This is a genomic window from Gordonia mangrovi (genome assembly GCF_024734075.1).
In the GTDB taxonomy this organism is placed as follows: Bacteria; Actinomycetota; Actinomycetes; order Mycobacteriales; family Mycobacteriaceae; genus Gordonia; species Gordonia mangrovi.
In genome coordinates this window covers 1,589,422-1,613,646 of sequence record NZ_CP102850.1, presented here as the reverse complement: position 1 = coordinate 1,613,646, position 24,225 = coordinate 1,589,422, and the positions used below count along the sequence as shown (strand labels likewise).

General features: G+C 67.6%; 19 protein-coding genes. 11 read left to right on the top strand and 8 right to left on the bottom strand.

Annotated features, from left to right (window positions below; all coding sequences use genetic code 11):
- Window positions 1-17: 17 nt before the first annotated feature.
- Together NWF22_RS07385 and NWF22_RS07380 are read left to right on the top strand one after the other, a co-directional pair.
- Entirely contained in the window at window positions 18-386 is a 369-nt protein-coding gene (locus tag NWF22_RS07385) for a nuclear transport factor 2 family protein (RefSeq protein ID WP_160903784.1), read from the top strand.
- Window positions 387-485: 99 nt separating this feature from the next.
- Window positions 486-1,958, top strand: coding sequence for an MFS transporter (locus NWF22_RS07380; RefSeq protein WP_160903782.1), 1,473 nt, complete (start codon window positions 486-488; stop codon window positions 1,956-1,958).
- A gap of 86 nt (window positions 1,959-2,044) precedes the next feature.
- Here NWF22_RS07380 and NWF22_RS07375 read toward each other — a convergent pair whose 3' ends face one another.
- Complete coding sequence (locus tag NWF22_RS07375; RefSeq protein ID WP_160903781.1) at window positions 2,045-2,770, bottom strand: cutinase family protein; 726 nt, start codon at window positions 2,768-2,770, stop codon at window positions 2,045-2,047.
- A gap of 193 nt (window positions 2,771-2,963) precedes the next feature.
- Between NWF22_RS07375 and lon the strand changes: the two genes are divergently transcribed.
- Together lon and NWF22_RS07365 are read left to right on the top strand one after the other, a co-directional pair.
- A complete protein-coding gene (gene lon, locus NWF22_RS07370) occupies window positions 2,964-5,336 on the top strand; it encodes an endopeptidase La (protein ID WP_160903780.1) in 2,373 nt (790 codons plus the stop codon).
- A gap of 202 nt (window positions 5,337-5,538) precedes the next feature.
- On the top strand, window positions 5,539-6,459 hold the full coding sequence (locus NWF22_RS07365; RefSeq protein ID WP_160903779.1) for an extracellular catalytic domain type 1 short-chain-length polyhydroxyalkanoate depolymerase: 921 nt from the start codon (window positions 5,539-5,541) through the stop codon (window positions 6,457-6,459).
- A 76-nt stretch (window positions 6,460-6,535) separates the two neighbouring features.
- Here NWF22_RS07365 and NWF22_RS07360 read toward each other — a convergent pair whose 3' ends face one another.
- Window positions 6,536-7,159, bottom strand: coding sequence for a TetR/AcrR family transcriptional regulator (locus tag NWF22_RS07360; protein WP_160903777.1), 624 nt, complete (start codon window positions 7,157-7,159; stop codon window positions 6,536-6,538).
- A 411-nt stretch (window positions 7,160-7,570) separates the two neighbouring features.
- Here NWF22_RS07360 and dnaK point away from each other — a divergent pair, with 411 nt between their 5' ends.
- The 5 genes from dnaK to NWF22_RS07335 all read left to right on the top strand — a co-directional run bounded on the left by dnaK (window position 7,571) and on the right by NWF22_RS07335 (window position 12,978).
- Window positions 7,571-9,424: a molecular chaperone DnaK gene (gene dnaK, locus NWF22_RS07355; RefSeq protein ID WP_160903776.1), complete on the top strand. Its 1,854-nt coding sequence runs from the start codon at window positions 7,571-7,573 to the stop codon at window positions 9,422-9,424.
- Window positions 9,421-10,062 (top strand): nucleotide exchange factor GrpE, encoded by a 642-nt coding sequence (gene grpE, locus NWF22_RS07350; protein WP_160903775.1) that lies wholly within the window; start codon window positions 9,421-9,423, stop codon window positions 10,060-10,062. The genes dnaK and grpE overlap by 4 nt, the downstream gene beginning before the upstream one ends.
- Window positions 10,063-10,181: 119 nt before the next feature.
- Window positions 10,182-11,381, top strand: coding sequence for a molecular chaperone DnaJ (gene dnaJ, locus NWF22_RS07345; RefSeq protein WP_160903774.1), 1,200 nt, complete (start codon window positions 10,182-10,184; stop codon window positions 11,379-11,381).
- A 56-nt stretch (window positions 11,382-11,437) separates the two neighbouring features.
- Window positions 11,438-11,794, top strand: a complete 357-nt coding sequence (locus tag NWF22_RS07340; RefSeq protein WP_373692007.1) for a heat shock protein transcriptional repressor HspR — start codon at window positions 11,438-11,440, stop codon at window positions 11,792-11,794.
- A 65-nt stretch (window positions 11,795-11,859) separates the two neighbouring features.
- Entirely contained in the window at window positions 11,860-12,978 is a 1,119-nt protein-coding gene (locus NWF22_RS07335) for a DUF7159 family protein (RefSeq protein WP_160903772.1), read from the top strand.
- Window positions 12,979-12,990: 12 nt separating this feature from the next.
- On the opposite strand, the gene NWF22_RS07330 is transcribed toward NWF22_RS07335, so the two are convergent.
- Window positions 12,991-14,142: an FAD-binding oxidoreductase gene (locus tag NWF22_RS07330; RefSeq protein WP_160903771.1), complete on the bottom strand. Its 1,152-nt coding sequence runs from the start codon at window positions 14,140-14,142 to the stop codon at window positions 12,991-12,993.
- A 140-nt stretch (window positions 14,143-14,282) separates the two neighbouring features.
- On the opposite strand from NWF22_RS07330, the gene NWF22_RS07325 reads away from it, so the two are divergent.
- Window positions 14,283-15,419 (top strand): amidohydrolase family protein, encoded by a 1,137-nt coding sequence (locus tag NWF22_RS07325; RefSeq protein ID WP_160903770.1) that lies wholly within the window; start codon window positions 14,283-14,285, stop codon window positions 15,417-15,419.
- 236 nt (window positions 15,420-15,655) lie between these two features.
- On the opposite strand, the gene NWF22_RS07320 is transcribed toward NWF22_RS07325, so the two are convergent.
- From NWF22_RS07320 to NWF22_RS07305, 4 genes are all read right to left on the bottom strand, one after another.
- The gene (locus NWF22_RS07320; protein ID WP_160903768.1) at window positions 15,656-16,903 is read right to left on the bottom strand and encodes an HNH endonuclease; all 1,248 of its coding nucleotides are present in this window, start codon (window positions 16,901-16,903) and stop codon (window positions 15,656-15,658) included.
- 368 nt (window positions 16,904-17,271) lie between these two features.
- Window positions 17,272-18,204 (bottom strand): serine/threonine-protein kinase, encoded by a 933-nt coding sequence (locus NWF22_RS07315; protein WP_160903767.1) that lies wholly within the window; start codon window positions 18,202-18,204, stop codon window positions 17,272-17,274.
- Window positions 18,205-18,302: 98 nt separating this feature from the next.
- Window positions 18,303-20,369: a DUF2339 domain-containing protein gene (locus tag NWF22_RS07310; RefSeq protein WP_160903766.1), complete on the bottom strand. Its 2,067-nt coding sequence runs from the start codon at window positions 20,367-20,369 to the stop codon at window positions 18,303-18,305.
- Window positions 20,370-20,507: 138 nt separating this feature from the next.
- Entirely contained in the window at window positions 20,508-21,458 is a 951-nt protein-coding gene (locus NWF22_RS07305) for an intradiol ring-cleavage dioxygenase (RefSeq protein WP_160903765.1), read from the bottom strand.
- A 116-nt stretch (window positions 21,459-21,574) separates the two neighbouring features.
- On the opposite strand from NWF22_RS07305, the gene NWF22_RS07300 reads away from it, so the two are divergent.
- Window positions 21,575-22,945: an FAD-binding oxidoreductase gene (locus NWF22_RS07300; protein ID WP_160903764.1), complete on the top strand. Its 1,371-nt coding sequence runs from the start codon at window positions 21,575-21,577 to the stop codon at window positions 22,943-22,945.
- Window positions 22,946-22,954: 9 nt separating this feature from the next.
- Here NWF22_RS07300 and NWF22_RS07295 read toward each other — a convergent pair whose 3' ends face one another.
- A complete protein-coding gene (locus NWF22_RS07295; RefSeq protein ID WP_160903763.1) occupies window positions 22,955-24,115 on the bottom strand; it encodes a GGDEF domain-containing protein in 1,161 nt (386 codons plus the stop codon).
- Between the last annotated feature and the right edge of the window lie 110 nt (window positions 24,116-24,225).

Below are 24,225 nucleotides of genomic sequence, written 5' to 3'. Positions count from 1 at the left end.
CAGTCCAGGAGCACGTCATGGCCCTTCCCGATCTCTACCGACGCTGGATCGACCAATTGTGGAACGGGCCGTCGGATGCCGACGCCCTCGCCGAAATCGCCAACCACCTGGTGTCTGCCGGGTTCATCGGACACTGGCCCGGCCACGATGTGCACGGTCCGAGCGAGCTCGCCGCTATGGTCGCGGAGATGAAAGAGATGTTCGAGAGAATGGAGATCTCGATCGAGGTGCCGCCGATGACCGACGGCGTCTATGTGTCGGCTCGCTGGAACGCTACCGGTATGCGTAGCGGACAGCGAAAGCGCTTCGTGGGAAATGACATCCTGCGGGCGCGGGATGGCCGTTTCGTCGAGTACTGGGCGGCGACGGTCCAGATCCAGAACTAGGGGGTGTCTCCCGTTCTCTTTGCGGGCCTTGCCAGACACGCTCTGTTCGCCTGCGCCCAGACCATGCGACGTCCGTAGACTCGCGGACGTGGGCAGTACATGACGTTCCCGGGAGCGGACGGATCATCATCGACCGGTATCGCTGCGGCGTCGTCGGCCGGCCGATGGCTGATCGCTGCCGCAGTCCTCGGCTCGGGAGTCGCCTTTCTCGACAGCACCGTGGTGAACGTGGCGTTGCCCGCGATCGCTCGCGACCTCGACACGGGTCTCAGCGGGCAGCAATGGGTCCTCGACGGATATCTGCTCACCCTGAGCGCGTTGCTGCTCGCCGGTGGGGCGGCCGGCGACCGCTACGGGCGCCGCCGGATCTTCGTCGGCGGCCTGGTGGTGTTCGCCCTTGCCTCGGCGGCCTGTGGTCTGGCCCCGACCGCGGAGGCGCTGGTGGTCGCGCGGATCGTGCAGGGGATCGGCGCGGCGGCGGTGGTGCCCGGAAGTCTGGCGCTGATCGAGGCCGAGATCACCGAGGACGACAGGGGACGGGCGATCGGATTGTGGGCCGGGATGTCGGGCGCCACAACCGCGTTGGGTCCGTTCGTCGGAGGCTGGCTGGTCGACGCGGCATCATGGCGGTGGGTGTTTCTGCTCAGCGTGCCGGTGGCACTCGGCGCGATCTGGATCGCGATGCGTCACGTCGTGGAGTCGCGCCACGAGCAGTCGACGGGAGGTCTCGATGTTGCCGGTGCCGCCACGGTGACGATGGGTCTGGCCGGGGTCATCTACGCGATGATCGAAGGACCCTCCCGCGGATGGGGGCCCGTCGCGCTTGCCGCGCTGCTCGGTGGGGTCGCACTGTTGGTCGCGTTCGTGGTGATCGAGTGGCGGTCGTCGGCGCCGCTGCTGCCGCTGGGGCTGTTCCGGGCCGGTCAGTTCGCCGGTGCGAATCTCACCACCCTGCTGGTGTACGCGGCGCTGGGCGGCGCGCTGTTTCTCTTGGCGCTCCAGTTGCAGCAGAGCATGGGCTACTCCGCGCTGGAAGCCGGCGTGGCCACCCTGCCGGCCACCGTCATCATGCTGTTCGGTTCACCGCTGTCCGGGAAGTCGGCGCAGGTCACCGGCCCACGTCTGCCGATGACCATCGGACCGTTCATCGCCGCGGCCGGTCTGGCGATGATGTCGCGGATCGTGCCCGGCGCCGGCTATGTGACTGCAGTGCTGCCCGCGGTGGTCCTGTTCGGTCTCGGCATGACCATCACCGTGGCGCCCCTGACCGCCGCCGCGCTGGCCGCGGTGCCACCGGGCCGGGCCGGTATCGCGGCGGGCGTCAACAACGCGGTGGCCCGGCTGGCCGGGCTGCTCGCCGTCGCGGTGCTGCCCGTGGTGGCCGGTCTCGACGCCGGCCCGGCACAGCCGCTGGGCCCCGGCTTCTCCACCGCGATGCTGATCGCGGCCGGCTGCTGTGCAGTGGGCGGCGTGATCGCCGCCCTCACCATCCGCACCGGCATCGGTTTCGCCCCGCACGTCCAACCGGGCGTCAATCACGGCTGTCAGCAGCCCGAGGTTGTGCTTCGCTGAGTTTCTGGCCGCACCTGCAGGTTCCGGCCGCAGATCCGGCGCCAAGCCGGAACCCGAAACTGCGGCCGGAACATCAGCCCAACCTGTCAGAGGTGCGCCTTGACATAGTTCGCGGCGTCGAGGGTCATGCCGTTCACGGAGTACAGCACGTGCAGACCGTTGGGCTGACCCACCGGCGATCCGTCGCAGATGTTGTCGCCGGGAATGCAGTACGTCTTGGTCTTGGCCTGGTACTCACGATCGACCTGGATGGCCGGCGAGCCGATGTCGCGCAGGAAGCGGTCCGACGGCGGCGCGAACAGGACCACGGCGGAGACGTTGTCGGCGACGTCGGCCGGCAGCGGCGGCGGCACCTGGTTGCGGTACTGGCGGTACTCGTTAGGGACGTCGATGCCGGTCGCCGTGGTGAACCCGGCGACGGCCGCGCCCTGCGAATAGCCGCCGAGCACGATCTTCGTGTCGGGGCAGTCGGCGGCGAGGTACTTGATTCGTGCCTGTGTCGACCGCACGCCCACGGCGACCGAGTTGGCGATCGCCAGCCGATTGTTGAACTGGTCGCTGGCCGGATAGTTCACGCCGTAGCTGCTGACCGTTTTACCGGGCAGTTGCGAGCGCACCGCCTCCACGAACGACAGTCCCGTCAACCCAAGCGGTGGGGCCGGCTCGATGGTGCCGCGCGCGAAGATCACCTCGACATCGGCGCAGGACGCGGCTGTGGCCTGGGCATTCGAGAACACCAGCGAACCGCTCACTGCCATGGCCAGGCAGGCCAACGACGCCGCGAGACGTCGGGCGAGGGTCGGGACGGTCATTTCACGCACTCCTCGGGTGAGACAACGGGACGGTCGACACGTGCGTCATTCGTTTGAGGACGCGCGGCGGATGGGTCGTGCGATCTCGAATGTAATGCGCGCCACACGAACTGTCCGCTCCTGGCGAAATATCCTCGGGAACAAACATCCCGCCACCCAGGTTGAGTCGATCAGACTGAACTTTGGAGGTTTGATGACCCAGAAGACATCGCCACAGACGTATTCGTTGCCCGTCCTGTTCGTTCCCGATCTGGTCGTCCTGCCCGGCATGGTCGTGCCCATCCCGCTCGACGACGCCGCGCAGGCGACCATTGACGCGGCACGCGCCAGCGAGTCCGGCAAGCTGCTGGTCGCGCCGCGCCTCGACGACCGCTACCCGACATACGGCGTGGTCTCCTCGATCGTGCAGGTGGGCCACCTCCCCGGCGGTCAAACCGCCGCGGTGATCAAGGGCGAGCGCCGGGCCCACATCGGAACCGGGACCACCGGCAACGGCAACGCGCTGTGGGTGGAGGTCGCCGAGGTCGACGACCCGGAGACCACCGACGAGGTGAAGACCCTGGCCGCCGAGTACAAGAAGCTCGTACTGGCCATGCTGCAACGGCGCGAGGCGTGGCAGATCATCGACGCGGTCAACAAGATGACCGATCCGTCGGATCTCGCCGACACCTCAGGCTATAGCTCGTGGCTCTCCGATGAGCGCAAACGCGAACTGCTCGAGACCCCGGACATTGCCGAACGGCTCACCCGGCTGATCGAGTGGACCGGCGAACACATCGCCGAGACCGAGGTCAGCGACAAGATCGCCGACGACGTGCGCAGCGGGATGGAGAAGCAGCAGAAGGAGTTCCTGCTGCGCCAGCAGCTGGGCGCCATCCGCAAGGAACTCGGCGAGGACGAACCCGACGGCGCCGACGACTACCGCGGTCGCGTGGAGGCCGCTGACCTACCCGACAAGGTGCGCGAGGCCGCGCTGCGGGAGGTGGGCAAGCTCGAGCGCGCCAGCGATCAGTCGCCGGAGACCAGTTGGATCCGCACCTGGCTCGACACCGTGCTGGAGTTGCCGTGGAACGTCACAACCGACGACTCCACCGACATCAAGGGTGCTCGCGAGATCCTCGACGCCGACCATCACGGTCTCGACGACGTGAAGGACCGCATCGTCGAATACCTCGCGGTGCGCGCCCGTCGTGCCGAACGCGGCCTGCAGGTCGTCGGCGGCCGCGGGTCGGGTGCGGTGATGGTGCTGGCCGGCCCGCCCGGGGTCGGCAAGACGTCGCTGGGTGAGTCCGTCGCCCGGGCATTGGGCCGCAAGTTCGTGCGCGTCGCCCTCGGCGGCGTGCGCGACGAGGCCGAGATCCGCGGTCACCGCCGCACCTATGTGGGTGCCCTGCCAGGCCGGATCGTGCGGGCCATCGGCGAGGCGGGATCGATGAATCCGGTGGTGCTGCTCGACGAGATCGACAAGGTCGGGTCCGATTACCGGGGGGATCCGGCGGCGGCGCTGCTCGAGGTGCTCGACCCCGCGCAGAACCACACGTTCCGCGATCACTACCTGGACCTCGATCTGGACCTGTCCGACGTGCTGTTCCTGGCGACCGCGAACGTGGTGGAGAGCATCCCGTCAGCTCTGTTGGACCGGATGGAACTGGTGACCCTGGACGGTTACACCGAGGACGACAAGGTGGCCATCGCCCGCGACTTCCTGTTGCCGCGGCAGGCCGAACGGGCCGCACTGACCGCCGACGAGGTCGATGTGAGTGCTGACGCGTTGCGGGAGATCGCCGCGAACTACACCCGCGAACCCGGTGTGCGACAGTTCGAGCGGCTGCTCGCCAAGCTGTTGCGCAAGGCTGCGACCAACCTGGAGTCCGGAAAGTCGCAGGCACCGATCGCGATCGGCGAGTCCGATCTGACCGACTACATCGGCCGGGCCCGGTTCACGCCGGAATCGGCCGAGCGCACGGCGGTCCCGGGTGTCGCGACCGGTCTCGCGGTGACCGGCATGGGCGGCGACGTGCTGTTCATCGAGGTCAACAGTGTCGACGGGGAACCTGGTCTGCAGCTCACCGGGCAGCTCGGCGACGTGATGAAGGAGTCGGCGCAGATCGCGCTGTCTTACGTCCGAGCCCACGCCGAGCAGTTGGGCGTCGACCCGGCGGTGCTGAACAAGACCATCCACGTGCATGTTCCGGCCGGAGCGGTGCCCAAGGACGGTCCGAGCGCCGGCGTCACCATGGTGACCGCCCTGGTGTCGATGGCGACCGGCCGCAAGGTCCGCGCGGAGGTCGGGATGACCGGTGAGGTCACGCTCAACGGCCGGGTTCTGCCGATCGGTGGGGTCAAGCAGAAACTGCTTGCCGCCCAGCGCAACGGCCTGACGACGGTGTTCATCCCGCAGCGCAATGAGCCCGACCTCGACGACGTGCCCGCCGAGGTGCTCGAGTCACTCGAGGTGCGTCCGATGGTCGACGTCGCCGACATCCTGGCGCAGGCGCTGGAACCGGCGACAGATCACACGGTGGCAGATCACGCGGTGGCAGATCACGCGGTGTCGGCTGCCTGATCGGCACAATCGACACCACAGCGGGCCGCGACGACGACAAATGGTGTCGCGGCCCGCTCCGGTGTCAGCTGAGTCCCGCACTGTGAACCCGCGTGCCGGCCAGACCGAGCGTCATTACCGGGCAGAACACGCCGGTGAACAATCACTGAGAAATTCGGCGACGGCCTTGTGTCGTCGCCGTGCGGTGACAAGGGTGTGAGGCATGAACCGCCGATCGCTGGTCATCGGGTGTGCCGGGCTGAGCGCCCTCATCGTCGTCATGGTGATGACGACGGTCGCGGTCACGGCCGCACCCGCCGGCGGGCACACCACCGAACGCGTTGCCACATCTACCGGTGACCGCACCTACGAGATGTATCGGCCGGCCGGACTGGGTACGCCGGCACCCCTGGTGATCGTGTTGCACGGCGGATACGGTTCGGGACGGCAGGCGGAGTCGAGCTATCACTGGGACACGCATGCCGACCGTGGACGGTTCGTGGCCGTGTTCCCCAATGGTGTCGGGCGCTCATGGAACGCCGGCACCTGCTGTGGGCCCGCCCAGCGGCGAGATGTCGACGATGTCGCGTTCGTGCGGACGGTGCTCGATGACGTGAGTAGCCGGGTGTCGATCGATCGTTCCCGCGTCTACGTCACCGGCATGTCGAACGGCGCGATGATGGCCTATCGCCTGGCCTGTGAGACCGACCTGTTCGCCGCGGTCGCGCCGGTGGCCGGGACCCGATTGGTCGGCTGCGCCACCGCCGCACCGACGTCCCTGCTGCACATCCACGGCACCGCCGACCCCACGGTGCCATACACCGGTGGTCCCGGGCGCGCGTACAACCTGCGGGGCACAGCCCGGGTCGACGGGCCGGCCATTCCCGCGGTCGTCGCCGGATTCCGTCAGCTCGCCGGCTGTCCGGACCCGACGAACCGCCGCCTCGGCTCGGTGGTCACGTCGACGGCCGACTGCCCTGACGGTAGGACCGTGGAACTGATCGCGGTGACCGTGGCCGGCCATCAGTGGCCGGGTGCGACGCCGTCACCGGTCATCGAACGATTGCGGCCCGGGAACGAACCGTCCGGGGCATTCGACGCCACCGAGGTCATCTGGGACTTCTTCGCGGCTCACGGTTTGTGAGGACCGTTCGTGAGGACCGCGTCCGTGTGGCGCGATCCGGTGCTGCCTCACGACGCCGTGGACCGCGGAACCGTGGCTACGGCGTGGGCGTCGACCACTGTGACGATTCGCTACCGATCGTGCAGATGTGCGACATCGCCATCTTCACCATCGGTCGGGTCACCGTGTCGAGCTTGCCCAGTACGAGTTGCTGGATGAGGCCGTCCATCAGGGCGACAACGAGATTGGCCGCTTCTTCTGGGTGCTCGGGGCGGAACGGCGCCCCCACCACCACCGACAGCTGGACGAGCTCCTGGCGGTGCGCCTCGATCATGTCGGCCAGATCGGGATGGAACTGCGCCTCGATCAACAAGGCATGGCGTGCGGTGACGGTCTTGCGGCCCTGGGTGCGGGAGGACTCCACGAATTGGGTGCCACATTCGACGACATCGTCCGGACAGTGCGGACCCGGCGTCATCAGGGGGCCGAACGACTCCAGCGCGATGGCCCGAAGCTGTGCGTGCACTGTCTCCAGCGCCAGCGCCAGCAGCCGGCTGCGCGTGGGTGCGTAGTAGTTGATCGATCCGGGCGGGTAGCCGGCCGTCTCGTCCACGGTGCGATGGGTCAACGCATGCAGACCCTGGGTGGCGATGATCTCGACGGCCGTCTCGCCGAATGTGGTCCGGCGTTCACTGCCGCGGCGTGACTTCGACTCCGCCATGTGAACGTTCCTCCTCCGCCGATACTGCGGTCAGGGTGGGCCGGCGCCGCGTCCGGTTCTGCATCCTTTTTCTACTTCATGGTCATCGGTCGTTACAGCCAGAGAATGCGAGATCCGTCACGTCGGCCGTCTGTGCCGGTGCGTTTCCGGCCATTCGGCCACCAGATCGCGGGCACCGGGAACATTCCTCGGGTCGTCGCCGTTGGAGTCAGTGAGAAACTTGAGTCGATATCACTCAACTCAGTTGACTCCGGCTGATTCTTTCAGTAAGACATGAGTCGGATGCGCTGAAGTTCGGGTCCGACGCGGGTTTCGACAGCATCAGCCGAGGTCGTTCGCGAGTGAGCTCGCGGGCACCCCTCGGACCCGACACGAACTTGGGTGCACACCCATGAACTAGGAGGAACACACATGTCTCGTGCAGTTGGAATCGACCTCGGTACCACCAACTCGGTGGTCTCCGTGCTCGAGGGCGGCGAGGCCGCCGTCATCGCCAACGCCGAAGGCTCCCGCACCACCCCGTCAGTCGTCGCGTTCGCGCGCAACGGCGAGGTACTGGTCGGGCAGCCGGCAAAGAACCAGGCGGTCACCAACGTCGACCGCACCATCCGGTCGGTCAAGCGCCACATGGGCGAAGGCGACTGGTCCGTCGAGATCGACGACAAGAAGTACACCCCGCAGGAGATCAGCGCGCGCACGCTGCAGAAGCTCAAGCGCGACGCCGAGTCGTACCTGGGTGAGGACGTGACCGACGCGGTCATCACCGTGCCGGCCTACTTCAACGACGCACAGCGTCAGGCCACCAAGGAAGCCGGCCAGATCGCCGGCCTCAACGTGCTGCGCATCGTCAACGAGCCCACCGCCGCGGCGCTGGCCTACGGCCTGGACAAGGGCGAGAGCGAACAGACAATCCTGGTCTTCGACCTCGGTGGCGGCACCTTCGACGTCTCGCTGCTCGAGATCGGCGACGGCGTCGTCGAGGTCCGCGCCACCTCCGGTGACAACCATCTCGGTGGTGACGACTGGGATCAGCGCGTCGTCGACTGGCTCGTCGAGAAGTTCAAGAGCCAGAACGGCATCGACCTGACCAAGGACAAGATGGCCATGCAGCGTCTGCGTGAGGCTGCCGAGAAGGCCAAGATCGAGCTGTCCGCCTCGCAGAGCACCTCGATCAACCTGCCCTACATCACCGTCGACGCCGAGAAGAACCCGCTGTTCCTCGACGAGCAGCTCTCGCGCAGCGAATTCCAGAAGATCACCTCCGATCTGCTGGAGCGCACCCGCTCGCCGTTCCAGGCCGTCATCAAGGACGCCGGCATCGCTGTCGGCGACATCGACCATGTCGTCATGGTCGGTGGCTCCACCCGTATGCCGGCCGTCACCGAGCTGGTGAAGGAACTGACCGGCGGCAAGGAGCCCAACAAGGGTGTCAACCCGGACGAGGTCGTCGCCGTGGGCGCCGCCCTGCAGGCCGGCGTGCTGCGCGGCGAGGTCAAGGATGTGCTGCTGCTCGACGTGACCCCGCTGAGCCTGGGCATCGAGACCAAGGGCGGCGTGATGCACAAGCTGATCGAGCGCAACACCACCATCCCCACCAAGCGGTCGGAGACCTACACCACCGCCGAGGACAATCAGCCGTCGGTGCAGATCCAGGTGTATCAGGGTGAGCGCGAGATCGCCTCGCACAACAAGCTGCTCGGTTCGTTCGAACTCGGTGGCATCGCCCCGGCGCCGCAGGGTGTCCCGCAGATCGAGGTGACCTTCGACATCGACGCCAACGGCATCGTGCACGTCACCGCGAAGGACAAGGGCACCGGCAAGGAGAACTCCATCCGCATCCAGGAGGGCTCGGGCCTGAGCAAGGACGAGATCGACCGGATGATCAAGGATGCCGAGGCGCACGCCGACGAGGATCGTCAGCGTCGCGAGGAGGCCGAGACCCGCAACCAGGCCGAGTCCTTGGTGCACCAGACCGAGAAGTTCCTGAAGGACAACGAGGACAAGGTGCCCGGCGAGGTCAAGGACAAGGTCAACGCGGCCATCTCCGAGGCGCAGGAGGCCCTGAAGGGCACCGACATCGCGGCCATCAAGTCCGCGGTGGAGAAGCTCTCGACCGAGTCGCAGGAGATGGGCCAGGCGATCTACGCGGCGTCGGCCGCCGAGTCGCCCAACGGCGAGGCCCCGCAGGGTGACAACGCCGGCGCCGACGACGTCGTGGACGCCGAGGTCGTCGACGAGCCGTCGAGCACAGGGGAGAACAAGTGACCGAGCACGAGCCCTCGCACGACGCCGACACCACGGCGGTCGAGCCCGAGCTCGAGGCGGTCCCGGCGGAGCAGGAAGCCGACATGCCGATCACCGTCACGGACCGGCGGCTCATCGATCCCGAGACGGGAGAGGTGCGCCCCGGTGCCGCCGGCGCGGCCGCAGCGGAGTCGGCCACCGACGCCGCCGACGAGCGCGTCGCCGAGCTGACTGCGGATCTGCAGCGGGAACGGGCTCAGTTCGCCAACTTCCGGCGGCGTGCCGCAGAAGAGAAGCAGGGATCGGTCACCTACGGCAAGCAGTTGCTCATCGACAAGTTGCTGCCGGTACTCGACGACCTCGACCGTGCCCGACAGCACGGCGATCTCGACGAGGGACCGCTGCGCAGTGTGGCCGACAAGTTGGTCGCCGCACTGACGAGCGAAGGCCTCTCCACGTTCGGCCAGCCGGGCGATGTGTTCGACCCGGAGCTGCACGAGGCCGTCCAGCACGATGGTGACGGGGCAGAACCCGTCATCGGCGCCGTGTACCGCACCGGCTACCGGCTGGGCGACAAGGTCATCCGTCACGCGATGGTCACGGTCACCGATCCGTCCGACGCACCGAGCGATGCGGCCGAACAGACTGGTGCACAATAAGCGCACCGACGACGGGCCACGAGGGGTTGTCCAGCACGATCCCTCGTGGCCCGCTCCACACAACTTCATCCAGAACAACTTCATCCAGACAACTGAGACATCGAAGGAGGTGACGTCTGGTGGCCCCACAACGGGAGTGGTTGGAACACGACTTCTACAAGGACCTGGGCGTTGCTTCTGACGCTTCTGCTGAAGAGATCAAGAAGGCCTACCGGAAGCTCGCCCGCGAACTCCATCCGGACGCGAACCCCGGCGACACCGCGGCCGAAGAACGCTTCAAGCGGGTGTCCGAAGCACACAGCGTGCTGGCCGATCCAGAGAAGCGCAAAGAGTACGACGAAACCCGCGCAATGTTCGCCGGCGGGCGATTCCGCGGCGGCGGCAACGGCTTTCCCGGCGGCTTCCCCGGGGCCGGCGGAACCCATTACACGACGTCTACGGGTGCCGACTTCAACATCGGCGACCTGTTCGGCGGCGGTGGTGGCGGCGGCGAGTCGGCAGGTGGATTCGGGGATCTGTTCGACGGGCTGTTCAATCGCGGTCCACGAACCTCGACGGCGACGCGGCCCAAGCGTGGCAACGACCTCGAGACCGAGACGACGCTGACGTTCAAGGACGCCGCGACCGGTACGACCGTGCCGCTGCGGGTGACGAGCCCGGCGCCGTGCACCACCTGCCACGGCAGCGGCGCCAAGCCGGGCACCAGCCCGCGGGTCTGCCCGAACTGCAACGGTTCCGGATTTGTCAGCCGCAACCAGGGGGCGTTCGGGTTCAGCGAACCCTGCCAGGACTGCCAGGGCACCGGGTCGCGGATCGACGATCCGTGTTCCGACTGCGACGGCAGCGGCGTGAAGGTCCGCGCCCGCACCATCAACGTCCGCATTCCGGCGGGTGTCGAGGACGGTCAGCGAATCCGCTTGGCCGGCCAGGGCGAGGCCGGACGCCGTGGCGCACCCTCGGGCGACCTCTACGTGGTGGTTCATGTGACCGCCGACAAGGTGTTCACCCGCAGCGGCAACGACCTGAAGGTGCAATTGCCGGTCAGCATCTCCGAGCTGGTGCTCGGCGCGACGGTGTCGGTGCCGACCCTCGACGGCAGCGTCGGGGTGAAGATCCCCGCCAACACCAGCGACGGCCGCACCCTGCGAGTGCGTGGGCGCGGTGTGCCGAAGCGATCGGGTGGGGCAGGTGACCTGCTGGTGACGGTCAAGGTCGCGGTTCCGCCGAAGCTCGACGACGACGCGGTCGAGGCCATGCGCCGCTACGCCACCGCCGAGAAGGCCGCCGGGTTCGATCCCCGCGCCGGATGGGGGCGGTGACCGTGGCCGGCAAGTTCGACAGAAACAGCTTCGACGGGGAGGCCGCCGCGACCTTCATGATCTCGGTCGCGGCGGAACTCGCCGGTATGCACGCGCAGACTTTGCGCACCTACGACCGGCTCGGTCTGGTCACCCCGCAGCGCACCACCGGCGGTGGCCGGCGGTACTCCGCACGCGACGTCGAGGTCCTGCGCGAGATCCAGCGCCTGTCCCAGGAGGAAGGCGTCAACCTCGCGGGGATCAAACGCATCATCGATCTGGAGAACCAGGTCGACGCGCTGCAGCAGCGCATCCGCGAACTGCAGGCCGAGGTCGACAACGCATCCTCCCGACGCGGTGGTGAGCTGGTGCCGGTGCCCCGGACCAGCGCACTGGTGGTGTGGCAACCCCGCCGCAAGCGCAAGACCGACTGACCGGCACCTCTGCCCACCCGCTACCCTGACTCGGGACAAAACGTCGGTGTAGACAGGACGAGGACATGGCCGAGACCAGGAGCGCCCAGATGGGGGGCGGTTCGAACTCGGACGGATCGGTCCTCGGGATCTCCGTGGTCGAGGACCGGGTGGCGTCGGTGGTGCGCAGCTCCGACGGCGACATCATCGCCAGCAATCTGGTCGACCTGCCCGACCCGTCGGCACAGAGCGCCGAGAACGCCATCCACGAACTCGTCGACTCCGTGCCCTACGACATCGACCACATCGGTGTCGCCTGCGCCCGGCCCGCCACCGAGAACTATCTGCGGGCCAATCTCACGCCGGGGACGTCCCGGCCGGGCTGGTACGACAAAGTGGCTGTCACCGACATGCCGGCGGCGTTGGCCGAGACCGCCCGGGGTGTGGCGTCGGGCTCCGGCATCGTCGCGGCGATCGACCTGGATCGCGACGCCGTACCGTCGCCGGGATCGTCGGTGGTCACCCTCGATTCCGCAACCGGCGAGGTGTTGGGGACGGCCGAGTTCGCCTACGGTTCGCCCGGCCCGGTCACCGATCCGGCTCATGCGAGCGCCGTTGCCGACGCGGTGATGGCGGCGCCCGGTGGGTCGTCGGTGACGTCGGTGGTCCTCACCGGCCCCGGCGCGGACATCGACGGGATACCGGCTGCCCTCGAGTATGCGCTGGCCCGGCCGGTCACCGTGGTCGACCAGCCCGCACTCGCCGCAGCCGTCGGAGCGGCGGTGTTGGCATTGCGCCCCGGCGTCGCCTCGCGCGCCACATCGACGCGTCGTTGGTGGCTCATCGGCGCCGCGATGGCGGCCGCTCTGGCGCTCGGTGCGATCGCGGCGTCCGCGGTCTTCGCCGGTGTCGACGCCGCCGAGGAGGAGGCAGCGCCGACGACCACGACGATCACCGAAACGGCGCCGCCGTCGACGGTGACCCGGACCGCTCAGCCGGTCACCGAGGTCCGCACCCGCGTCGACACGACCACGGTGACCGTATCGCGGGAGGCCTCGCCCAGCACCACCACGGCGACCGAAACCGAGACCGAGACGTCGACGGAGACCGAGACGGTCACCGAGCAACCGACCGTGACGGTCACCGAGACGACCACCGAGACCGTCGGCGGCCAGGGGCCTGGACCGGGCAACCCCGGACCGTGACGTCTGAGACGGTCAGACCACCGGGTCGTGCTGGATGAGACTGGCCCGCGCACCTGCGATGAGCATTCGTTGCCGCGTGGCCGCGATCATCTTCGCCGACCCGGCGATGAGCACTTGATGTTCATCCCACGGGCCGGCTGCGGCGGCGACCTCGGCGAGGGTGCCGATGTGGTGCTCGATGCCGAGCACCTCGGGGGCGGCCACCGCTGTGATCCACCACGGGTCGGTGCTCTCCTCGGACACCGCGGTGATGCGCAGCCACGGGTTGGTCGCCGCGATGCGGCGTAGCACGACGAGATCGTAGAGCTCCCCGGGATAACGCATGCCGTAGAAGATGTGGGTCGGTGGGGTGTCGGCGCGCTTCGACATCTCGATCAGCAGCGCCCGCAGCGGCGCCAGGCCGGACCCGCCGGCCACCATTACCACCGGACGACCGGGCTCGATGTGCAGCGTCCCGTGTCCCTGGGCGAAGTGCCAGACGTCGCCGACCCGGGTCTCCCCGACGATCGCGCAGCTCACCGAGCCGCCCTGGATGGCGCGCACGTGGAACTCCAACTCGCCGCGCGGATTGGGTGGTATCGCCGGTGACAGGTTGCGCCACGCCTTCGGACGCTGCGGGATCTGCACCTCGAGGTACTGGCCGGGTGCGAACCGCAGCTGCGCCTTCGTCAGCAACCGCACCACGGCGAGGTCGCGGGTGATGCGGAACTTCTCCACCACCTCCGCCGACCACAACGCCGGGAACGGTGCGGTCTCGGCCGCCCCGCGCATCACCCCGGTCGTGAGCATCATCGCCTGCGTGACGGTCTGGGCGGTCTCGTCGTCCCAGTAGTCGCCGAGCACCGACGCGAATTCGGCGATCAGGGCCTGATAGATGACGCCATAGTGCTCGGGACGGACGCCGTATTTGCGGTGATCGCGGCCGAGCTGAGCGAGGAACTCGACCAACTCGGGGTGCCCGTCCGGCTGCGGGACCACCTCGAGCACGTGGTCGATGACCCGGAAGAACGCATCGCGCTGACCGGACATGACCGCCGGGAACAGTTCGCGAAGATCGGGATCGATGGCGAACATGCGGGTGTAGATGTTCGTCGAGAACCGGTCGGGGTCGCGGTTGATCAGCTCGCGGAGCTGGTGGAGGGTGTGTCGCGAATGGTTGGGCACGGGCCGGTCACCTCCCCTGACTGTGTCGATTCGTCGGACGGAGCAATGCCCCGCTCCAGAGAGCCTAGCGGTCCGTTACCGGTGACTTACGATCGATCAATCGATGTCGGGGTGGCGGGGACTGTGGCAATCTCGGGTACGTGAGCTCGCTCGATGGTGTTGTGCGCGGCATTGTCGACGCCCATCTGCACCAGTGGAATCCGCGGAGCACGCCGTGGGCGGCCAATCGGCTGTCCCGGCTCTATCGGTTCGTGCCCGCGTTCGGTGATCGGGTCTTCCCGATGGTGGTGTCGCAGGCCGACCGGGAATACGTCCTCACCCCGAGCACGGTCGCCCGCGTCTACGAACCGATGCAGTATCTGGCCGACACCGCGCCCGTCGTCAGCACCGCCGGAGTGCGGGTCGACACCGTCGTGCATATGGAATCGCACTGGCGCGGTGACGAGGCCGCCGGTCGTATCGAGAGTCCGGCCGGGCGCTCGGCCGTCGAGGAGACGCGGTACGTGACGACGCTGCCGTTCGGCGCGGACTCGCTGCCGCAGCTGGGAGCCATCGTCGCCCACGCCGACCCCCGTGCCGAACGTTTCGCCGAGCTCATCGACGAACACGCCGCCCTGACCGACCGGCTGCGCGGCATCCGGTGGATCACCACCCGGCACCCCGACCCGAAGATCCGCAACGGTGCCGACACCGACGGCATTCTGTCCTCCTCCGCGTTTCTCAAGGGCTTCGCGGAAGTCGCCGACCGACGGCTGGTCTTCGACGCATTCGTCTATTCGCATCAGCTCTACGACGTGGTCACCCTGGCACGGGAATATCCCGAGGTGATCATCGTCGTCGACCACATCGGCGCGCCGGTGGGTGTGTTCGGCCCCGTCGGTGCGCGCACCGGTGCGACCGCCGGGGCGCGCGCCGACATCATGCGGCTGTGGCGCGAACGAATGGTCACTTTGGCGGCTTACCCGAACGTGATGGTGAAGCTGTCCGGTCTCGGCCTGCCAATCCTCGGCTACGGCCGGGAACGGTGGGGCAACGTCGGGAGCCGGGCGACGCTCACCGAGATGATCGGCCCACTCGTCGATCATGTCCTCACCCACTTCGGTGCCGACCGCGTCATGTTCGGATCGAACTTTCCCATCGACAAGCCGAATGTCTCGTTCGACATGATCGTCGGGTCGCTGGTCGACCTGATCGCGCCCCTCGGCGGCGATTACGCACTCAGGAAAGCTTTTCGCGACAACGCTTTACGGGTCTACCGGATCAATCCACCCAGCTGAGTGGAATCGAGCTGATTCGACAAGCCGGCACGGATCGCCGGTCCACGGTGTCGCGTACCGCGCACCACAATGGTTGTCGTGCAACTTGTTGTGGCCGTCGGGTACGCGACACCATGGTGGCGGCGCCGGTTTACGCTGTGGAGTTCTCAAGGGACGGTTGCGGTCCCGACCGGGGGTCGGGTGCGTGGGAAGTGGTGGCTGGGCGACTATTCGGCCGTGGGGTCAGGTGGCGGCGGTCAGGCGGCTGCGGGCAGGTTGTCGAGGTTGAGGGTGCGCCTGTTGTAGGCGGGTATGGGTCGGCGTTTGGGGTCGACCGAAACGGGTGGGATGAGCCAGGGGTGTCGGTCGTGACCCATGATCACCTCCCATCCGTTGTGGTGGATGTCGGCGTGACACGACGGGCACAGCAGACATCCGTTGTCCAACACCGTGATTCCACCATCAGCCCAATGCACGAGATGATGCCCCTGGCAGCGGGTGGCCGCCACTCCGCATTTGATGCAGCACTGGTCCCGCTTGTGCAAGGCTTTGCGCAGATGCGGCGGGAACAGGCGTTTCTCCTTACTCATCTCCATCGGCACCTGCTCACCGTCGACGATCGCGACGGTCGCGGTGGTGTCGCAGGTCAGGGTGCGCAACGTGGCTTCGGTGAGTGACCCCATGAACGGCAGTTCGGCCAGGTCCGGGGTATCGGCGGGCACGGAAACGAGCATCTGGTGTCGTGGTGCGGACGCGGCATCCCCGCTGCGGGCGGCGATATCCAAGAGCGCTTCGAGGGCGTCGGCGTGGCGGCGCTCGGTGCTGCGGGCATCGGGTGAGCCGTCGGGTTCGGGGCGGGGTGCGGCCAACTCTTCCATCGCGGCGGAGAATTTTTCGCCGACTTCGGTGTTGAGGTCGGCGCGCACCTGCAGGCGCCCGTCGCCGTCGACGTCGTGGGTGAGGGCATTGAGGTTGCGGTCCTCGCAGGCGGGTAGCCCGCCGGTGTCCTCGGCGTGCTGGTTACCCAGTCGGCGGGCGTGTTTACCGATCTCGGCGGGGGTGGCGCCGGAGAAGAATTGGGCGAGGAGGTCGGTCACGATGTTGAGACGCGCTGGGTCGTCGATCGGTTCCGCCGATCTTTTCTCGACATGCTCGACCCCTTTACCCACCGCATCCACGTGTTCGGCCGAGACAGCCCCGTCGGCGGCATGGGCGGCCAGGGTCGGCAGTTTCGTGCGGGCGGCGGCGATCCGGATCAACCGGGAGGCGACTGCCGGGGCCAACCCCATCACGATCAACAACTCACTCAACTTCCGCCCGTGATCGGTGGCCACGCCGAGCCGGTCGAGATGGCCGACCACCGTGGCGGCGTGATGCTCGATCAGATTACGCAACGTGACCAGCGCGGTCATCGCGTCGAACGCCGCCCGCCCGGACATGTCGTCGGCGAAACGCAGTTCACGCAATGAATCAGTGATGGTGGTGAGATCCCCCGAAGTTCTCATGACTCCAAGGTAATCGCAAGAGTGTTCGATGTCAAGGGATCGGTCGTGAGAATTATTCTGGGACAGAGGGTTTGGACGGAAACGCGGTGAATTGTGCTTTTCAGTGGACTTTGGTGATCAGGAGTCACAGGAGTTACATGTTTCGGGTAAAAATCACCGCGAGAAGATAATTCGCCCGAGCGTGCAGCGAGTTCGGCTGGGTAGGCGACTGGTCGCGTGACAACGCGCGGCGCGGTTGGCCGCGGCCGCGCGCCAGGCGCCGGGAACGCGGTGGCGGTGCGCGAGGCTGCCCCGCGCTCGCCGAAGTGCCCCTGCGATGCGCTCAGGGTGTCGCAGATGCGGGGGCATGTGACCGGTCGCTGCCTCGATCAGCCGGCGGTCTCGCGCGCCCACGGCCACCACCGACGACGAGGCGGGCCGGGGACCGGAACATCCTGGAGTGCACGACGAATGATGTCGGAGAATTCGGTACACGTCGCGTAGCGGTCGGTGGGATCTTTCGCCAGCGCCTTCGCGAACACCGAGTTCAGCGACGACGGGAGCCAGGGCTGGGCTCTGGTCAGCCGGGGGACCGGGTCGTTCAGGTGTGCGTAGGTGATCGCGAACGCGGTCGCGCGGGGAAACGGCGGTGCTCCGGTCAACAATTCGAACAGTCCGGCGGCGAAGGCGTACTGATCGGTGGCGGGAGAGAGGCGTTGGGCGGTGAGGAGCTCCGGTGCCGCATAGGCAATCGATCCCTGTACGCGACCGTTGCGGGCGAGTGGTCGGGCGTCGTCGAGCAACTGTGCGATGCCGAAGTCGGTGAGTACCGCGCGCGGGCCACCGGGCCTGGTCGAGACCATGATGTTGGCGGGCTTCACATCTCGGTGCAGTACTTCGCATCGGTGGGCATAGTCGAGGGCGGCGCCGACCTGGGTCGCGATGGCCACGATGGTCGCGATATCGGCCGCCGTCGGATGCGGGTCGACCAGATCATTTGCCGGCCGGCCGTCGATGTATTCCATGGCCATCCACAAAATGGTTGCCCGCGTGCGCTTCTCGTCTGGCACTTCCGGGGGATCGATCTCGCCACGTGCGTACATGTCGACGATGTTCGGATGGTCGAGCAGAGAGGCGATGGTGAACTCGCGATGGAAGCGTTCGCGCACACGTTCCTGATCGCTGGGCGGGGTGTGCAGAACCTTGAGCGCGACCGGTCCGGGCTCGCCGGCACGGTGAGCCCGGTAGACCTCGGCGCTGCTGCCGCTGCCCAGACATTTGTCGATGACGTAGCCCGCCACCTCGTCGCCCACCCGGTACACAACGTCAGAGTAGTCGGGCGTAATCGGATCGGCGCGCCGGTCTGAGTCGGTTCCGACACCGTCGGTGGACAGGCGCGAGTCCAAAGCCGGGAAAGCTCTCACACCGACCCATTCTGCCGTCCCGGGTGGTCGGCCGGGGCGGGATTCTCGATCGGGCGGTCATCGCCTTCGGTCAGACTGCGGGCGAACCACGCTCCCATCGCGAGCAGCAACAGCCCGGTGACGATGAACGCCAGGACCCGGAAGACGCCGTCGAGGGTGGCAAGGTCGAAGAGGAACAGTTTCGCGATAGCCGCACCGACCACTGCCAGCCCACCTGCCAGCAGCGGGGTTCGCACAGTCGACGGCAACCGGCTCGCGCGTGCCAACGCCGCCGCTGCGGCGATCATCCAGGCGACGGTGGCGACCAGATGGCCGGCGAAGAAGCCCTCCTGGGTCCCTGCGGCGAGAACTCCGGCGGTAACGGCGAATTGGGTGAAGGCGTACAACGAGACCACGCCGAGCACCACCCACCACAACTGCTCGCTCGACCGATCGCGGCGGCCGGCCCGGATCCACATGTCGGCCAACGCCCAGACCGCGCCGACGAGCAGCACACACTGGACGAGGATCGTCGCGGCGGCGCCCGGCGCCAGAGTCGTGGCGTACGCGAGGTCGGCGGGCGGCACCAGCGAGAACGTGCCCAGCCCACCGATCACCACGAAGGCGGTGGCGATCACCCGCATCGCACGGGCCATCGAGGTGCTGCGTCGAGCGGACACCGCGACGATCGACCCGAACCCGAGGATCACGACCACCTCGATCCCACCGTTGAAGGCGGTGGCAGTGGCGACCAGTGTCATCAGAGCGACGGTCGCAGCCCAGATCTCCCGAACCCCGGTGGTCACCGCATCAGACCGTGCGCCTCCGACCACCACCAGGAGCAGCGCCGCGGCCGACGTCGCGATGAGCGATGCCGCCGACAGATCATCGAGCAGGGCGCCGGACATCAGCACCGGCAGCGACGTCAACGCGGTGACCGTCGCGAGCAGCGTCGGTTGCGACGAGCTCGGCAGCGCGACCAGAGCGCTGCCGACACCGACGAGCAGCGTCAACCCGGCTGCCACACCGTACGACCACATGCTCTCGTCAGGGCCTACACCGACACTCGCGAGAGCGGCGAGAAACACCAGCGGCACCGTCGGCGCCGCCATCCGGACCAGGAACAGCCACGGCCAATCACGCCCGAGCTGCACCCAACCGGTGGCGGCGGCCAGCACGATCATGAAGGACACCAGGACGATGTCGACGCCCTCGGTCAGTGCCGGTGCCAACACCACGATGGGAGTCACCACCAGCAGGCCGAGCGCCTGACTGCTCCACAGTCGGCTGAGTATCAGCCCGCCACCCGCGATCACTGCGGCCACGCCCAGCGCGGCCGGCACCGGCAGCCACTCGTAGATCCGGGTCGCCGCCAACACATCCAGGTAGCCGGCGGCCACCCCGGTCGCAGCCAACGCCACCGCGCCGGTACGACCTGACGGACGACGCTGCCACCACAGCGAGGCGCCCACCAGACCCGCCGCGAACACGGCACCGCCGGCCACCCGGAACTCCGGACGCAGGATGCCGGCCTGAGCGGCGAGCACCAGCAGCAGCACCACCCCGATCAACGTGACTCCCACTCCCGCCGTGGCCAAGAGGGTCGCGATCGTGCCCCGGCGCGATGCCGCCGCGATGCGGTCGGTCAGCGGGGGACGCGCAGGCCGCGGCGGGGCCGGGTGCCACGCCGGAGGCGCAACGTGGGACGGCGGGGGCGGGACGTAGCCGCCGGGCAGACGGGTGGGGTTCGGTGGCGTCGCTGGTGGCGGTGGCACCCGAACACCGGGATTCCACGGAGCCCCGGGATTCCACGGAGCTCCGGGATTCCACGGATCCCCGGGCATCACGGGTCCGGCAGGCATCCCGGGCGGCGGAACCGGGGACACGGGCGGCGGTGTGGGCGCCGGCGGCGCAGCCGGTTGTGCGCCCTCGGGGTGGGCTGCGGGGTGCTCCGCCATGCCCGACTGCTGGCTCAGCACTGCTCGCAGCGCAGCGAAGTCGTCGGACAGGGAGTGCATCTGACGAGAGATGTCCGCGAACTCGGCGGAGATCCGGGTCAGCAGGTCGTCGGCCTTGGTGGTCATGTGCCAAGAATCGTCTGCGACGCCTCCGCGCACATGAGTAGTCCTACCCGGTCCGGGGGCGTAAACCTGCGTTGTGCAGGCCTTTTGTCAGCTGACGGGTGAGGTCGTGGTCATTCGGATGCCCGACGACCGCCCGACTCACCCCTGTGCGGGAGGTCCGCCGGGCCCACCCGGGGGTGGGCCACCGGGCCCGCCCGGCCCACCGGCCGGAGGCGCACCCATGCTCTGCTGGTTGTCCTCTGCAGACGCCACGCCGATCGTGATCGAGATGTCCATGCCGTCGGCGGGCGTGCCGGTGACGGTCGCGAGTTCGGCGTCCCAGCCGTCGCCGAACACGTTGTCCGACGACAACGTCACGTTCGACATGTTGGAGATGCTCTGCGCGTAGCCGCTGTCGTGATCGAACACCTCGGTGCAGGCGTCTTCGGGTAGCGCGATCTGCGAGGTCAATCGGGCATCCGAGCCGGCGACGGCCTGCTCGAGGGAGTCGAAGACCTCGAAATGGATGTGCGGCCATCGGCCCGCGTAGCAGGCGGGGAAGATCGTGGTGAAGCGCACGACGCCGTCGGCGTCGGCGACCTGCACGCCGCGCAGGTAGTTCTCGTCGGCTGCCGCATCACTGTAGAGGGAGTAGTTGCCCTCCCGGTCGCAGTGCCAGACGTAGACGGCCATCCCCTGGCCGGGCGAACAGTCGTCGACGAGGTCCTGCAGGGTGATGGTCAGGGTGGTCGGCACGCCGTCGGCGGTACCCGAGGCATCGCCGAAACTCGACCGGATGTCGCTGCGGACGATGCCCGAGGCGATCAGCACGTTCGGTCCGTTGCTGCCGTCGCCGGGGTAGGGGCCGGCGGTCTCGCCGGGCGCTGCTTCCACACACTGCTGGGCGGTGCCCGAGGTGCCGGCCGCATCGGTGGACGATGCCGCCTCGGCGGCCGTCGTACCGGACCCCGAAGTGTCGGTACCGCACGCGGCGGCGGTGGTGGCGACCGCGCCGGTCGCCAACAGCATCAGCGCTCGGCGGCGGCTCAGGGAACGCAGGTCATAGCGGAGACCGCGGTCGTGTTCGTGTGTGTCATCGTGGCGCTGCATGGACACAACGTACAAACCGGACCTGCCCGTCGTCGGAAATTCAGCTGTGCGGTTGCTGGGAGGTCTCGGTGTGAGAGAACGCCGGCGACGGGACGGCGGCGTCCTACAGTGAGGTCATGACCGATGTCGTGAGTCCCGAGTCACTGGCTGCCGAACTTCCGCAGGGCATGGTGGTCACTGATCCTGACATCCTTGCGGCCTACCGGCAGGATCGGGCACAGGATCCCGACGCCGGAACGCCGTTGGCGTTGGTGCGTCCGACGACCACCGCCGAGGTACAGGTCACGGTCCGATGGTGTGCGCATCACCGGATACCGCTGGTCACACGCGGGGCCGGTACCAGCCTGTCGGGTGGGTCCACGGCGGTCGACGGTGCAATCATGCTGTCCACCGAGAAGATGCGCGACCTCGTCGTCGACACCGCCACCCGCACCGCGGTGGTGCAGCCGGGACTGTTCAACGCCGAGGTCAAAGCCGCAGCGGCTACACACGACCTCTGGTACCCGCCGGACCCGTCCTCGTTCGAGATCTGCTCGATCGGCGGCAACGTCGCCACCAACGCCGGTGGGCTGTGCTGCGTGAAGTACGGCGTGACCACCGACTACGTCCTCGGACTCGAAGTGGTGCTCGCCGACGGGCGGGCGGTGCGGTTGGGCGGCAAACAGCTGAAAGACTCGGCCGGTCTGCCGCTGACCAAGCTGTTCGTCGGCAGCGAGGGACTGCTCGGCATCGTCACCGAGGTCACCTTGCGGCTGCTGCCGCCGCAGGCTCCGGCGTGCACGGTGGTGGGGAGTTTTGCGACCGTGCACGAGGCCAGTGAGGCGGTTCTCGCCATCACCGCGCAGATTCGTCCTGCGATGCTCGAGTTCATGGACTCGGTGTCCATCAACGCCGTCGAGGACATGCTGCGGATGGGACTCGACCGTGCGGCCGGGGCGCTGCTGGTGGCCCAGTCGGATGCACCCGGACCCGCCGGGACCGCGGAGGTGGAGATCATCCAGCGCGCCTTCGAACAGCACGGCGCCACCGAGGTGTTCGCCACCGACGACGCGAAGGAAGGTGAGGCCTTCACTGCTGCCCGCCGGGCCGCGATCCCGGCGGTCGAGAAGCTGGGGTCGCTGCTGCTCGAAGACGTCGGGGTGCCGCTGCCGCAACTGCCCGCCCTCATCGACGGTGTCGCCGGGATAGCGGCGGCGCGGGAGGTGATGATCTCGGTGATCGCGCACGCCGGCGACGGCAACACGCATCCGCTCATCGTGTTCGATCCCACCGACGACGACGAGGCCGGCCGCGCCCAGACCGCCTTCGGCGAGATCATGGATCTCGCGATCTCATTGGGCGGCACCATCACCGGTGAGCACGGTGTGGGCCGATTGAAGAAGGCCTGGTTGCCGAATCAGGTCGGCGACGACGTGATGGAGCTGACCGCGACGATCAAGAAGGCTCTCGATCCGCACGGGCTGCTGAACCCAGGTGTGCTGCTCTAGGAGGAAGTGTCACGAAGAGCTTCCGCTGATGACCCGATACGTATCTCGCCCGGCATTCTTCGCTTCGAAGAGTGCACGGTCGGCGGCCCGGATCGCGGTGTCGACAAACGTTTCGTCGCCCGTGGGGTGGGTGTGACCCTCGTAGACGACTGCGCCGACGCTGACGGTGATGCGGCGCTCGGTGATCACGTCGAACCGTAGTCTGCGAATGCGGTTGGCCAGGCCGATGGCGGCCGCTTTGTCGAGCGCACCGGCGATGGCGAACTCGTCTCCGCCGAGCCGGCCGACAACTCCGTTGTCTCCGACGACCTCGACGAGCATCGACGCCACCTGCGTGAGCACGGCATCACCGACCGCGTGTCCGTATCGGTCGTTGACGTCCTTGTAGTTGTCGATGTCGACGACGGCGACGGTGAACGGCTTCCCCTGCGGCACTCCCACCGTTGCGATGTAGTGGAAGCCACGACGGTTGAGCACGCCGGTCAGCGGGTCGGTGTTCGCGGACTCGATCTGCAATCGAAGTGCCTTCTTCGATTCGGAGCTGAATATGGTCAACAGCACAACGGTGCCGTTGGCGGCTGCCAACGACACCATGGTGGCGTAGAGCACCGACGGCAGTGCGAGGTTCCCGGAGAGGGCCGACCGCACACCGAGGCCGATGATGATAGCGGTGGTGAAAACCACGTGCCAGAGCATGGGGCGTGCGCGGAGGAAGTGGGCCACGTAGCCGCTGACGACGGCAAACAGTGCGGTGCCGTGCAACCCCATGACCGGGTTCTGGAAGGTCGCGAAGGCGGCGGTGAGGCCCAGGTCCGCGTACACCACGAAGGCGATGTTCACGCTGCGCAGGGATGGCTGCTCCGACCACCAAATCGAGCCGAGATGAACACGGGCCATGACCACCGCCACCGGCACGGTGGAGGCGGAGAGAAAGACGATCGCAGCGACCCGGGCCGGACTGCCGGCTGCGCCATCTGGCGCTGTCGTGGCGATGAGGCCCACCAAACCCACCACCAACGTCAGCCCGGCGATCCCATAGCGCGGCAATCGCTCCGAGATCTCGATCTGATCCAGCACATGCAGCGGATCGTCGTACGCTGCCGTCCGCGCCGGATGGGGCTCTTCACCGAGATTGTCTGCCCCCGCAGACCGATTCTGATCGACAAACACCGTTCGCGTCCCACCCCTGAGTCGTGCCGAGATACCGAACGCACCTCCGCCGCCCCGATCAGGGTGAAGCGTTCCTACGCGATCCTAAAGGGTTCGGCTTCGCTGGACCA